Origin of the sequence: Weissella thailandensis (assembly GCF_005405465.1) — a bacterium.
Lineage (GTDB): Bacteria > Bacillota > Bacilli > Lactobacillales > Lactobacillaceae > Weissella > Weissella thailandensis.
The window spans coordinates 74986-89657 of sequence record NZ_BJEC01000006.1 but is presented as its reverse complement, the minus strand read 5'-3'; the positions used below and the strand labels follow the sequence as shown (position 1 = coordinate 89657).

13 protein-coding genes are annotated in these 14672 nt (G+C 36.4%); 3 read left to right on the top strand and 10 right to left on the bottom strand.

From position 1 onward, the window contains the following. Positions 1–226: 226 nt before the first annotated feature. Both FFM62_RS10450 and FFM62_RS10445 read right to left on the bottom strand, forming a co-directional pair. Positions 227–565, bottom strand: coding sequence for an AEC family transporter (locus FFM62_RS10450; RefSeq protein ID WP_307722228.1), 339 nt, complete (start codon positions 563–565; stop codon positions 227–229). Positions 566–599: 34 nt separating this feature from the next. Next, complete coding sequence (locus FFM62_RS10445; protein ID WP_307722227.1) at positions 600–1163, bottom strand: AEC family transporter; 564 nt, start codon at positions 1161–1163, stop codon at positions 600–602. Between the two features lie 537 nt (positions 1164–1700). On the opposite strand from FFM62_RS10445, the gene FFM62_RS03865 reads away from it, so the two are divergent. Further along, positions 1701–2201 carry a DoxX family membrane protein gene (locus FFM62_RS03865; RefSeq protein ID WP_115470835.1) on the top strand — a complete coding sequence of 167 codons (501 nt, stop codon included), beginning with the start codon at positions 1701–1703 and terminating at the stop codon, positions 2199–2201. Between the two features lie 208 nt (positions 2202–2409). Continuing rightward, a complete protein-coding gene (locus tag FFM62_RS03860; protein ID WP_115470834.1) occupies positions 2410–4638 on the top strand; it encodes an Aq_aa27 family P-loop NTPase in 2229 nt (742 codons plus the stop codon). A 110-nt stretch (positions 4639–4748) separates the two neighbouring features. On the opposite strand, the gene FFM62_RS03855 is transcribed toward FFM62_RS03860, so the two are convergent. The 4 genes from FFM62_RS03855 to FFM62_RS03840 form a co-directional block, all read right to left on the bottom strand. Next, positions 4749–6491 (bottom strand): ABC transporter permease/substrate binding protein, encoded by a 1743-nt coding sequence (locus tag FFM62_RS03855; RefSeq protein WP_115470833.1) that lies wholly within the window; start codon positions 6489–6491, stop codon positions 4749–4751. 182 nt (positions 6492–6673) lie between these two features. Next, complete coding sequence (locus FFM62_RS03850) at positions 6674–7057, bottom strand: VOC family protein (RefSeq protein WP_115470832.1); 384 nt, start codon at positions 7055–7057, stop codon at positions 6674–6676. Positions 7058–7074: 17 nt separating this feature from the next. Beyond that, a complete protein-coding gene (locus tag FFM62_RS03845; RefSeq protein WP_115470831.1) occupies positions 7075–7809 on the bottom strand; it encodes a DUF6198 family protein in 735 nt (244 codons plus the stop codon). Between the two features lie 2 nt (positions 7810–7811). Further along, positions 7812–8828: a zinc-dependent alcohol dehydrogenase family protein gene (locus tag FFM62_RS03840; protein WP_115470830.1), complete on the bottom strand. Its 1017-nt coding sequence runs from the start codon at positions 8826–8828 to the stop codon at positions 7812–7814. A 372-nt stretch (positions 8829–9200) separates the two neighbouring features. On the opposite strand from FFM62_RS03840, the gene FFM62_RS03835 reads away from it, so the two are divergent. After that, positions 9201–9959: an NADP-dependent (R)-specific alcohol dehydrogenase gene (locus FFM62_RS03835; RefSeq protein WP_115470829.1), complete on the top strand. Its 759-nt coding sequence runs from the start codon at positions 9201–9203 to the stop codon at positions 9957–9959. Between the two features lie 74 nt (positions 9960–10033). On the opposite strand, the gene FFM62_RS03830 is transcribed toward FFM62_RS03835, so the two are convergent. The 4 genes from FFM62_RS03830 to pgmB form a co-directional block, all read right to left on the bottom strand. Further along, positions 10034–11434, bottom strand: coding sequence for a flavocytochrome c (locus FFM62_RS03830; RefSeq protein WP_115470828.1), 1401 nt, complete (start codon positions 11432–11434; stop codon positions 10034–10036). Positions 11435–11610: 176 nt separating this feature from the next. Next, positions 11611–12039 carry a universal stress protein gene (locus tag FFM62_RS03825; protein ID WP_115470827.1) on the bottom strand — a complete coding sequence of 143 codons (429 nt, stop codon included), beginning with the start codon at positions 12037–12039 and terminating at the stop codon, positions 11611–11613. Between the two features lie 17 nt (positions 12040–12056). Then, a complete protein-coding gene (locus FFM62_RS03820; protein WP_115470826.1) occupies positions 12057–13469 on the bottom strand; it encodes an amino acid permease in 1413 nt (470 codons plus the stop codon). A gap of 522 nt (positions 13470–13991) precedes the next feature. Next, positions 13992–14669 (bottom strand): beta-phosphoglucomutase, encoded by a 678-nt coding sequence (gene pgmB / locus FFM62_RS03815; RefSeq protein WP_115470825.1) that lies wholly within the window; start codon positions 14667–14669, stop codon positions 13992–13994. Between the last annotated feature and the right edge of the window lie 3 nt (positions 14670–14672).

The window sequence follows — 14672 nt, the reverse complement described above, 5'->3', positions numbered from 1 at the left end:
CTGTTCTATCCTTCATATTCTCCTTCTATACATCAACTCGTGGATTTTTCGCCCCCCATATAGTTTGTTATAGCACTTTCAGTGGTCTTAGCATCAACTTCAAACCACCGCGAAGATAATTTAGCTGAATACCTGCCTGGTCATCTTATTCTTTTGTACTGCCGATTGCTATTTGCCTCCTACTATAATGTGAAAATTCACTCATGAAATAAAAATATTCAAAAGTTTAAGTAAACAAATTACTAATGAGAAATACAGCTGGAATCGTGAATAAGCTCAATAAGGTTGATGTTCCCATTAGCGCGAGGGCTGGTTCTTGCTTACCACGACTTTGTAGAGTAAACAACACAACCATTCCTCCAACAGGACAGGCCATCATTAGAATCATCGTAGACAAGGGATTACCAGTAAGTCCTAATGATTGCATGACTAACGCCGTTACGAGAGGGTATATTAAATTGCGTAAAAATAGAGACATCAAAATAGAACGATTAATTTTAAAATTTTTCAGAGCAATATTAGCTAAACTATTCCCAATTACGAGCATTGACACAGGGGTGTTGATGGAACTAATATAATCGATAATTTGGCTAAGTAAACTAGGTAATTTGATAGAAAAAACAAAATAATATTAAACCAATAAAAATAGCAATAATATTGGGATTAAACAATACACTACGCAATTTTTCAAGACGACTGGCGGCATTTTCTTCATTGGCAAAAAGCCCTACACCATGTGTCCAATTAAAGATATTGAAAAGGGCCAGAGGCACTACGGCATAAAAAACACCAGTCGAACCAAATAGAGAACTGACTATCGGAATACCAATAAAACCTGCATTGGAGTAAATGCTGCCATACTCCACAATTCTCCGTAAATTTTTATCTTTAATTTTTTTAAAGACAAATTTTGACACTATAATTTGTATCCCGTAAACAACAATCAGTCCTAACGCACTCACTAACAAAGCATGAACTCGACTAGCTGAATATGGCTTTTCAAATGATTCTATGATTAAACACGGTGAAACAACATATAGTAAAACGTTAGTTAAATCACTAGCGGTTTGCTCATGCATAAATTTCACTTTATTAGCTCCCACTCCTACTAGCATTAACGCAAACATGAGAACGATCTGACCAAATAACAGTTCAAGGTTCATTTTGTCACCTCCTTTAAAATAAATCATAGCTTTGAACAAAAACAGTGCACAACTTAGTATAAACCTTTTCCCTTACTATTTATCTATCTTCCAATTAACGACAGCAAGGAGGAATTCACATGTCAATTATCAAATACACATATGTATACGCATGAGTACATGAAACCCGAAAATTACATTATTATTTATAGATATAAACTATAAAAGAAAAGATGTTCAACATATATTTTTAATATCTGTTTTTTTACATTCTAATAACACTTTTACAAAATAATAACAATTTTATAATTAATATATTTTATTTTTGTAGATAAAAAGCATTAAATTATATGAAGATATGTTAATTAATGAATTAATAGACAACTACCGACACAATCGGGTCTTACTTATAATAAGAACACAGAAAAAATATTATATTACAATTTAATTTGTAATGATATATCCTATTACAATCCATATTATTTTATTACAAAGACTGGACATCCCAAATTTTTTTCGCTACACTTAGGTCGCTTACTTTTTGAAAGGGGTATTTTTATGGTTAAATGGTTACGTTCATCTAAAACAAGCATGGTGATTAGTACAATCATTCGTTTATATGTAGGTATTGTCTGGTTTTTGTCTGGGTTTGGAAAGATTTCTTCTGGAAACTTCTCAGCAAGTAGTATGATTGACATGGCAATTAAGAATCCCGTTAAGGATGCTAATGGACAACCAGCTTATGATTTCTACACGTCATTCTTAAAATCAGTCGTCCAACCTAATATTGACGTATTTAATTTCTTGGTTGAATATGGTGAATTGTTCATTGGTCTGGGCTTGATCTTTGGAACGTTAACGACTGCAGCTACCTTCTTTGCTATGGGATTAAACTTCAACTACCTACTAGCAGGAATGATTTCTACTAATCCATTGCTATTATTCTTAGAACTTATTATTCTGGTCGCAGGATTTAACGCTGGAAAAATCGGGTTAGACCGTTGGGTTATTCCCTTTATGCGTGAAAAATTACCATTTTTAAAGAAATCGGTTGAATAGATTATCTCTTGTTTTAAACAATTCATTGAGATATATCAAAAAATAAATAACTTATCTTTTGCTAGGCGGTAAATGATTGAAAGCTTTTCAGTCACTTACCGCTATTTTTTATAGGTTATGAACTATATTTATAGGCACCATTCACTATCTGTCGTTGTACGTAGATTACCGCTCAAAAAAACATTGCCCTTAACCCGGAGGAAAGCTGATGCAAAAAACCACTAATATTATTTATAATAATGAGCTTGTCGATTATGAAATTGAAGAGATTTTCGATTCAACCAAATACAATAAACTCACTGCTGTAACCTTCTCTGCCTCACCAAAATTTATTAACCAATACCTATCTAACTTTGATAGTATTAACATCGTTGTTGGTATTCCCGAAGAACGGGTTCAGGCAGCTACCAACGATGAATTACTAAAGCAAACCTTGAAGTCTTCATTTAAAAGTAAGCTTACTAACGAATCACTGCAATTTCTTAGCGAATTAGATACGCCGGTTAAAAAACAAGTGATTGATAAAAAAATTCAAGTTAAAGTTCCCAAACCCGGGAATGTTATTCACTCAAAATTTTATTTACTTAGCAATGATGCAACCCAAGAAACTCGTTTGAGTATTGGGTCGGCCAATTTATCTAGTCAAGCTTTTGAACCACAATACAATCAATTTGAAGAAGTTTTGATTTACGATAATTCACCTCTATTCGACCTTTATCAGCAACGCTATTTTTATGACTTAGAGCCGATTTTGACCGATTACATTTCTAAAAACACCTTTAAAATTATTCAACAACGTATGAGTGATAACTCTAAATTGTCGGAGCAAGACAGGCTAGTCACTGCAACGATATTTACTGCTAATGATTTAGAAAACATTCAAACCAACGACTTAAGTGACGTGGTACAAACCCTACGTGATGACATGAAGGTTGGTCTGATTCCTGAGAATACAGGCGAATTAGTAAATCAAATTAATAATGAAAAGGTTGCTGGAACTCAGGAATTTGAAGACACGCAGAACGACAACCTTAAATCTGATCAGGTTTTTGAATTAATTAGTAATATTATTAGTAAGAATAAAGGTAATCACAGATTAGTAACGAAGCAAACAGAAAAAAAGAAAGCTAATAAGGTTCTTTCAATTAAACTCCATGCGCATGATAACAATAGTATGGCTAGCAAACGTCCCCTTTTAACTTTTAGCAGCGCCAATATTGATATCAATAATAACCAGTCAGGACTCTTTACCCTCGACCCACTAAATAAAAATAGATTATTGCCATTTGGCAAGCATATATCCCATGATGCATTAAAAGATAGTTTACATACTATCGATCAATTAATTGAAAGTTACCACAAATTTACCCTAGATTATTCAGATGAATATGGCCAAAGGATTTATGAAGCCATTTTATTTGCTTTCAACGCGCCATTTATTTCCATTATTAGGAGTAATATTGGTCGTCCAGACGACGAAGAGGCACGAGACATTCCACAAATTTTGTTTATCGGTGGTACTGCTAACTCAGGTAAATCAAGTCTTTTAAGAATTATCTCTAAAATGGTGAAATCCAATAAGAATCAAGATGATTTTATAGCTTATGACTTAATTTATCAAAATGATTATCAAAAAGGAGCGAATACGGTCAAACTTTTACACGACTGGTTAAGTGAAGAAAATGTAACCCCCTTATTGGTTGATGAATTACCGAACGATTTTTTCACCAATGCTAAGCGTGGTGAAGAGTTAGTGATGACACTTAATAATAATGTCGCCACACAACATACGAGTTATCCAGCAATGATTACAACAACTAATAGTGAAGATTATACCTTAAATGAACGTGCACGCCGTAGAAGCTATTATTTAAAGCATGACGCTGTATTTAACGATGACTTTAAAGAAGCATCACTAAAAGCCTATCATGAAATTAGTGATCAAACGAATAACGAACTATTCCAAGATTTTGTTTTGAGATTCGCTGAAAAAATATCTGATGACGAAACTAAATGGAACGCTTATCGCAACGGTTCTAAAAATGACTTTTTAGCACTCACGCGAGCTATTTTTAAAGAATATTACCAAGAAATCAATGAGCCGCTCCCCAAGTATTTTCCTCTAACTCGATATGATGACGCCAATGAATCTGGACAAGAAAAATGGCGTAAGTTATTTGATTATGACAGAGAAAATTTTGTTTATAATAAACAGACGGATCGCCTACTTTATCGCATGTCTAAGTTAGACGAGAATGTAAACCGGTATGGTATCAAACCATCCATGGCGTATGTTAATGCACTATCACCCAAAGTTAAGGCTAGTTCAGATAATAGTATCGATCAAGAATTAAAGGGAACCGAATTCTTTAAATGTATTGGTGAGGATAATCCATTTTTAAAAAAATCTTTTCTACACAGATTTAAAAGAAAATAAAATCATGTCATCATTTTATCTCGACAGTTACACAAAAGGAGCCATGTCATTACATTCGAATGACACGGCTCCTTTTTGCCTAAATATTCATTTTATTACTAAATGGTTATTTACTTAAACCAAGCATCCACTTCTGCTTGATGATCTTTAATCCAGCTGTTTGCTGCCTGTTTAGCTGACTTTCCATTAGACATATCTAGCATAACGCTCGACATATCATCTTTACTCCAATGGAACTTATCGACAGCCTTATAAGCATCAGGCTTATCTTCCTTCATACCTTTACGAGACATCGTATAAATGTTTTCTGAACTACCCATTGTCTTCTTAGGATCTTTTAGATACTTCAAATCATACTTTTGGAACATCCAATGTGGTTGCCATCCAGTTACGATAATTGGCTTCTTTTCCTTAATGGCCTTACCCAATGCAACTGTCATAGCTCCCGTTGATGACTCTGATAACTTCCAACCCTTTTGATCCAATCCATAGCCCTTAATAGTATTCTTAGCCATCTTTGAAATACCAGCACCAGGTTCAATTCCGGTAATCTTCTTACCTGCCTGATCTTGCAAATCTTCAATACTATTGACATCAGTCATATAAGTTGGCACCGTTAGTCCATTGGTTGCCCCCTTCAAGTTTGGTCCCATCATATCAATTTGGCTCTTATACTTATTATATTGTGCCTTATGAGTTGTTGGTAACCAAGCTGAGACTGAAACGTCTGCTTGGCCGTTAGCAATTGACTGCCACATAATTGAATTGTCCAATGAAGTCATTTCAACTTCATAACCATGTTGACGTAAAGCTTGTGCAAGAACAGTACTTGAAGCCTTCTCTGAATCCCATGGTGTCGTCGCAATCTTCACCGTTTTCTCTTGTGATTTTGCGGTTGTGATTGCGTGCGCTACACCGCTTCCAATCATTGCAATTGCAACGACGATTGCGGTCCAAGCCTTCCAATGGTATTTCGAATGCTCTGGTTGCTGATCAGTTTTCTGATTAGGCGTTGCATTCATCTTTTGTGTTAATCGATCAATGATAATAGCCAGAATAACTAATGCGATACCATTAACAAATCCCTTACCAATATCAGCATCCTGTACGGCGGCTAACACACCACGTCCAAGACCAGGTGCACCAATCATTGATGCGACCACAACCATTGACAAGGCAAGCATCAACGTTTGATTGATTCCTGAGAAAATGGTTTTCTTAGCTAATGGTAATTCAATTTTAAATAACTTCTGCGTACCCGTTGAACCAAAAGAGTCAGCTGCTTCAACTAAATCAGTTGGCACTTGACGAATTCCTAAATTCGCCATTCGAACTGTTGGTGGTAACGCGAAGATAACCGAAGCAAATACACCCGGTACCACACCAATTCCAAAAAAGGCTACCGCAGGAATCAAATAAACGAACGCTGGCATTGTCTGCATGAAGTCCAAAATTGGTTGCACGATGTTATTAACAACGTCATTCTTAGCCATCCAAATACCTAATGGCACACCAATAATAACTGAAATCAAACTTGCCATCAAAACCAACGTAAATGTGTTCATCATGTTTGACCACAAGTCTTGGTTCTCAACAATTATCAATCCAATAAACGTGAAGAGTGGGAACCCCCACTTTTTACCAAACATTAAAGCAGCAAAAATGGTTAATCCGATGATGAATAACCAAGTTGGAATCCCCGTTAACGCATTAGTCATGGTATCCATCACAACATTTCCACCATTTTGAATAGCATCAAATAATCCGCTTAAATGCTTTGTTAACCAATCAACACCACTATCGACCCAAGGGCCAAATGGTATTTTTGGTATTAAATTTGCTAAAACAAACATACTATACTTCTCCTCCTGCTTGTTTAGTAAAAATCAAGCTCTTTTAAAAAGTGACAACCTAATTATAAACATAAAGTTGTCACTTTAGTCAAATATAATATTTTTTAATTTCATATTAATAATTGTCTTTTAATAATAAAAGCCGGGACTTTGTGTCCCGGCCTTATTCAAAAATATGCTTACTATTTGACTATTTCACAAAATTCAACAATTACCCCATCCGGACCTTGTACATTAAAAAACTTAATACCTTTATCCCAGAATGGCAATGTTTGTACTTCATTATTAAGCAATGACAATCCTTCATCCTTGGCAGCAATAAATGCAGCATCAGCGTCTGAAGTATCCAACGAAATATGATTGATCGCACCTGGCTTGCCAACAATTTCATCACCAGTCCACGTTTCAATCACTAGGTTCTCACGTTGCATAAAAATAACATTACCAACTGGGAAATCTCCAATTTTTTCAAATCCTAGTTTTTCCCAAAAACGTTCTGATACTTGCAATGATAAAGCTGGAATACCAACATGTTGTAAGCCTGAATAATAATCCGTAAAAGCCATCTTTAACTCCTTTAAACTTAGTTACCGACATCAATTGCTTGATGCTTTAGATTAGGAAATACATAACGGTCAGCGACGCCTGTTATACTACCCTGGAAAAGAAAGGCAAATAATGTTCCAATCCCGAAATTATAGAGTGAAGGGAAAGTAATAATAAATGCAATCAACGCAAAGATAGTTGGTGGGATATAAGATGCCCACATTGCTTTAAATGCTGATCCCTTGAAATATTTAAATCGTAGAATTTGCATCAAATCATCAGCAGGATGCAACACTAAGTTCACCCGTTGATAAATTGAGATTGCCGTAGCAATAAAGCCAACCCCGATAAAGTTGATCAAAGTATACAAAATAACCATTGGCCATGTCGTTGCATCTGGCATGATCTGGTTAAAAATATTAGAAAACCATTGAATGAAGATTGAGAATGGCAACATGAAAATAAAATTACCAAAGATTCGTTTCCAATCGAGTTGCTTCATTAGTAAGGCATTCAAAAATGAAACCAACATTCCTAAGACTAAAAATGCCCAAAACAATGCTAATGAGTTGTCCCCCAAAATTGCATTACCTAAATTAGCTTCACCAGCTGTCCAATAAGCTGATCCAAGAAAAGATGGATGAACATGAGCTGATGTGACTAAAGTTAACACATTCCCTAAAGAGTTAAAAATTAGAGAAATTATGAAATAAGTAATTGAAGAACTCATAGATAGGCTTCTCTGCGCCTTTTTATCCCCCACATTTTCCATTTTTATGCCTCTTCACCGCCAACTTTAACAACTGCCTTTGATACAACGCCCAATTTACCATTAACGAAATCATCAACGGTCTTGTAATCGAGTTCATGTGACATTAAGGCTTCAACATTCAGCTTTCCTGATGATAGCAATGCTAGTGAATCTTCAAAACTATTTGGATTGATAAATGATCCTTGAATCGTTAGTTGCTTTTGGAAAATTTCATAAGTGTTCATCTCAAATGTTGCATCTGGACCACCGACACCAAACATCAATACTTGGGCACCACGAGCAGCTGACGCAATGGCTTCTTCCTGTGTTTGTGGCATACCAACTGCTTCAATAACAACATCGTATTCTTCCGCAGGAATTTGATCACCATTATTAGTATTAAATGTGTTTTTAACCCCAAACTTTGACTTATTCATAGCCAATTTTTCATCAACGATACCGGCCAAATCTACTTGGTGAATACCATAAGCTTGTAGGATTTGAACGAATAGTTCCCCCATAAATCCATCCCCAATAACTAGTGCCTTTTGGTATGGTGATAACTTTAATAACTTAATACCGTGTACTGCACATGAAATTGGCTCTACAACAGAAGCTGATTTCAATGATACGTTATCTGGAATTGGATATACAACTGATGCAGGAGCCGTGAAATATTCTTCAAAGCCACCATCACGAGTGACACCAACTGCTGATAAGTTTTCACATAATTCAGGACGACCTGTACGACAGTACTTGCATTGTCCACAATAAATATTAGGATCAACGGTCACCCGGTCCCCTACTTTAACATTAGTGACTGCATCCCCAACTTCTGCAACAACTCCCGAATTCTCATGTCCTAACACGATTGGTGGCACAGCATCTGCAGACCCTGGTAATCCTGCATATAATGCATGATCAGTTCCACAGATACCGGCAAATGCCGTATGAACCAATACTTCATTAGGCAAGACCTCTGGACGATCAATGTCCTTAACGTTCAATTCTTTTGTGCCAGTTAAAACAAGTGCTTCCATGATAAAATCTCCTTTATATAAAAAATAACCCTCGCCAATATTGTAAACGTTTACGCGAACAGTCGCAAGCCCTCTTTTTGTAAAGACATATTAGTTATGATTAACAAAAAAACTTAACATTTACTCAACATATACCGATTAAGTCTTTACATAACCGCTTACGATTTTTGAGTATACTCTCTATGATTAAAAAAATAAATAGTGATTTTATGAACAATGAAAAAGGACTCGAAAAATCGCATGTAATACAACAACAAGCGGTTAATAACCCCTTTTTTAAAAAAATATGTAACAAAAAGTCCTTTAAACGCATCATTTTTGTGATATAATTCACATATACACATATTATAAAAACTTTGGGGGTATTTAAAAATGAGCGAGCGTTTGAAAGGTAAAGTTGCAATTGTTACTGGTGGTTCTGTAGGAATTGGTTGGTCGATTGCCAATAGATTCGTGCAAGAAGGTGCTAAAGTCGTTATCACTGGTCGTCGTGCGCAAGTTGGGGAAGATGCTGCAAAAAAGATTGGTACACCCGACGTTATTCGTTTCATTCAACATGATTCATCTGATGAAGCTGGTTGGGTAGATTTATTTGATCAAACCGAAAAAGCATTTGGACCTGTTTCAACATTAGTTAATAATGCTGGTATTGCCGTGGATAATAGTATTGAAAATACGACAACTGAAGAATGGCGTCAGGTCATGTCTGTTAACTTGGATGGTGTATTCTTTGGTACTCGCCTAGCTATCCAGCGCATGAAAAATAAAAGTCTTGGTGCATCTATTATAAATATGTCGTCAATTGAAGGATTTGTCGGTGATTCTAATCTAGGTGCTTATAACGCCTCAAAGGGAGCCGTTCGACTAATGTCTAAGTCAGCAGCTGTTGACTGTGCACTGAAAGATTATGATATTCGTATCAACTCAGTTCATCCAGGATATATCAAAACACCAATGGTTGAGAACGCCGACGGGATGGTTGAAATAATGTCACAACGTTCTAAGACACCAATGGGGCATTTGGGAGATCCAGACGACATTGCTTATATGTGTGTGTTCTTAGCTTCAAATGAATCAAAGTTTGCAACAGGATCAGAATTTGTTGTTGATGGTGGTTATACCGCTCAATAGCACTCATATAAAAAAGTAAAAATAAATATCGGGGCTAGAACAGTATCTTTTGTTCCAGCTCCGATATTTTTGTCTTACTTGTCCATTTCATCTATATATTTTGCTACTTGTTTACCAGCTTGCCGACCAAAAATAACGGCTTCAGCAATTGAATTGCCGCCAATACGATTATCTCCGTGTAATCCGCCAGCAACCTCACCAGCGGCATATAAACCACCAACCTTATCACCAGTTTCGTTAAGGGCCTCTGTCAATTTATTTATTCTAATGCCCCCCATTGTGTAATGAATCGCTGGTTTAATATGAATCGCATAATAAGGTGGTAAAGCCAAGCGACGCGCCATGGCAGTTTCACGACCGAAATCTACATCGATTCCCGTTAACTGACTATCATTCCACTTGGCAACAGTGGCGCTCAATTTCTCAATATCCAAGTGCGCCTTTTTAGCCAAATCTGTTAAGTTTTCAGCCGTCATCACAAGTCCAACCGCATCGTAAAAGTTAATCGCTGGAAATGCATCTCGAATACCTTGATCAAAAACTAGTGTTGCTCCGTCTTCTTGTAAGTTATCAATAGCGGCTGTTACTTTGTCACGTGTCGTCATTTCATTAACAAATCGTTGCCCGGCTTGATTTACCAAAATAGCTCCTTCACCACGCACACCTTCACCAATCAAATAAACATGATTCGTATCTTGTTGTACCGTTGGATGCACTTGGATTTTATGCATATCAACCAACGTTGCGCCTGCCGCAACAGCTAACTTCATGCCATCACCTGTAGCCCCTGGGTGGTTGGTGGTTTTCAACTGTAATAGTTCAGGGGCATATTCTTTCAACATGGTTTTATTTTGTGAAAAGCCTCCGGTTGCAATTAAAACAGCTTTAGTTGCAATAATTCTTTCACCAATCTCACGGTTACCAATTTTTAAACCGATTACCCATCCGTCTTGTTTCATAATCTTAATAGCCGTCGTTTCTGAAAACAAAGGTATTTTTTTGGTCACTAATTGTTTTTGTAGACCTTTCACCAAGTAACTTCCAACGGCTGACTTATTATCGGGTCGATGAGCTCGTTTTTGCGACATGCCACCAGTGGCTGTTAAATCTGTTAAATGAATGTCGTGATTTTCTAACCAATGAAGCGCTGATTCAGAATGAGTGACAAAATATGATAACAATTCCTTATCATTAGTTTTGCCACCACCTTGCCATGTATCTTCATAGAAACTGTCCTGGTCATCAATAACATGATTTGCCAATTGCACCAAAGTCTCCGTAGCATTCATACCAGTTGATGCACGGTTAGAATTACCACCCAAAGCATTTAGTTTTTCAAAAATAGCGACATGCAATCCTAATTCTTGTGCCTGAATTGCTGCCGTCATACCTGCTGCCCCTGAACCAACCACGATTAAGTCATAATTCTCTTTTAAATCGTTAATACTTGTTACCGGAAAAACAAATTTTGCCATTACTTCACTCCCACCTCAAGACTTAATTATATGTTTCACAAATAATAGCACACCTATCTATTAGTTTTAACCCTCAAATAATAGTTAATCGTTTTACAATAATAAAAAAGGTAGAGGCTGGAGCATCTACCTTTTGTTCCAACCTCTACTTCATTTAAAAATGTTCATTTCATCTATTACTCAACAACTAAGACATCACAATTAGAATGGCCAACAACATAACCACTATGTGATCCTTGCAACATCCTTTCAACGGCATTGGCACCTGTCTTGCCGACAATAATCAAATCAATATCATTTTCTTCGGGTAAATCTTTCGTTAATACTGTTTTGATATTACCAACGACAGTATGACCAACAACGTCAACATTTTCTTCTTGTGCTTTTTTAATATATGGCGTCATTTTTTTATCAACCCGTTCCGCCATATCTCGATAAAAATCTTCGTTAACACCAAACGATGCATCCATACCACGATCACGATTAACTACCCATGCAAGATGCAGGTCAGCAGACAATACTTTTGCTAAGGAAAGCCCGGTTGCAAAAGCACGCTTTGCTTGATCAGAACCATCTAAGCCAACTAAAATACTTTTATAAATCATGTATTTTCTCCTTGCTTTTAAAATTTTGTATCAGCATGACGTTTACCATAACCAAAGTATAGCACCATTCCAAGGGCCAACCAAACGAGGAAACGCAACCATGTTTCCCAATTCAAACCAGCAATCAAAACAACACAAAAGACAATGGCAATGACTGGTGTGACTGGTACCCAAGGGGCCTTAAAACCACGATGTAAATCAGGCTTTGTACGACGCATAATCATAATACCTGCAGATACTAAGATAAATGCTGTCAATGTTCCAATGTTGACCAATTCTGACAAAATATTTAAATTAATGAATCCAGCAGCTAAAGCCGTGATAATACCAAAGAACCACGTTCCTTTAAACGGTGTTTGATGTTTTTCATCAACGTGACCAAAGAATTCTGGGAAAAGACCATCTCGCGCCATTGAATAACTGATACGTGATTGTCCATAAAGCTGAACCAAAATAACAGTTGTCATACCAAGAATGGCTCCTAAACTAACAATAACTGATAGCCATGTTTGTCCTGTCTTGGCCAAAATAGCCAAAATAGGTGCATTCAAATATTTTGAAAATACAGTGTACTTCACAACACCCGTCATAATTAATGTCATGATAATGTAAAGAACTGTTGAAATTAGTAGTGAATATAGAATACCTCTTGGTAATGTCTTGCTAGGATTAACAGTTTCCTCAGCACTTGAAGAAACTGAATCAAAACCGATAAATGAGAAGAAAACAATCGATGCGGCGGGAATAATTCCGGTTGCCCCCCCGTCAGTATGCGAATAAAGGCCAAATGGACTAAACGGCTTCCAGTTTTCAGGTTTGATGAACCAAACCGTGCAGACAACGAATAAAACAATGACTGCTAATTTAATGATGACCATCGTATCATTAACTCGCTTGGTTTGCGTAATCCCCACCGAAATAATCCATGTAATGATTAAAACAATAACAAACGCTGGCAGATTAAAAAAGCTCTGAACACCCGGGGTCGTTCCGGCAGCAGCTGTTAGGGCCGTTGGTATATGGATACCCATATTATCTAATAGATTAACAAAGTACCCAGACCATCCAACTGAAACCGTTGCAGCTCCGAGGGCGTATTCAAGTATCAAATCCCACCCCATAATAAACGCAATAATTTCACCAAATGCAATATATGAATACGTATAGGCAGAACCAGCTACGGGCGCCATTGAGGCAAATTCAGCGTAACATAAACCAGCAAAGCCACAACAGATAGCAGCAATTAAAAACGATACAGACAAAGCTGGACCAGCGGTCAAAGCTCCTTTACCAGTTAAAACAAAGATTCCTGTACCAATGATGGCTCCAATCCCTAAAAAGGTCAGATCCCAAGTATGTAAGGTTCTTTTTAACGGCGAAGCATTTTCCGTTAGTCTATTAATATCTTTCTTTCGAAATAATGATGACATAATTCTTTTCCTTTCTAATTTAATTTTAATGATTCTATCATCACAGATAATATTTGTAAATAAAAAGCACCATGGATAAATCACATAAAGTGTTATTTTCATGACAAATTTGCGTATTTTCATCATTTTAACGAAAACGTTTTCTTATACAAAGTTGATTAATTAAAGGCTTATTTAATGTATATAGCATTTAATTTAATATAATTAAAAATAATATTTAATCTATGAGTATGACAAATAGAAACAGGATAATATCGTCAAATAAATTTTAAAACTTGCAACTATCTTTCACTAAAAAAACATATTGTAACCAAAATAAAGCAAATATTAAATTAGAAAAAGATTAGAAAAACAATAACGTATGTCAGATAACCTAACGAATTTGATATAAATCAGCCCTAAAACTGTATATAATTATTTTGTTAGGGAAATTTTCCTACCATACTAAGTAAATTAAACTTTGCCAAATTAAAAAGTGGCTAATTTTGATTGTTAACCAAAATTAGCCACTTTTTAATTTTTTTATTTGCTATCCAAAGCTACTTTTATTGCATTTAATGTCACATCGGCTGTTTTGTCAAAGTTCACATCGGCTTCGGCTAAAACATTTGCATTCCCAATCCCAACACTAATTTCGCCAGCACCATTAATACTCTGAATACCAGCGGCGGAATCTTCTAACCCAATAACCTGTTCAGGCTCTAAGTTTAAAACCTTAGCTGCTGCTGCAAAGATAGCTGGATCGGGCTTACCAGCAGCCACTGATGCTGGATCCACAACCGCCTCAAAGTAATCAGCCAAACCAAGCCGTTCAATAATAAATGGCGCATTTTTGGAAGCTGAAGCAACGCTCAATTGATAGTTTGCTGCTTTTAATTCATCTAAGAATTGTTGCATACCTGGTAAAATATCGGCGGGTGTCAATGTGGAAATCAATTCACGATAGTTGGTATTCTTTTTTTCAGCTAATGCCTCACGTGCTGATTGATCATATTCATCGTCATGTCTTCCAGCTGATATGATCAACGCCAAACTTCCCATGCGATCAATACCTTTGAGACCCTCTTCTAACTCTTTGGTCCAAGTTGTCCCTACTTCATCCGCAATTTTACGCCAGGCAATGGTATGAAAACGAGCTGTGTCAGCTAAAACACCATCCATATCAAAAGCAAATCCTTTAATTACATCAAATTCACTCATTTG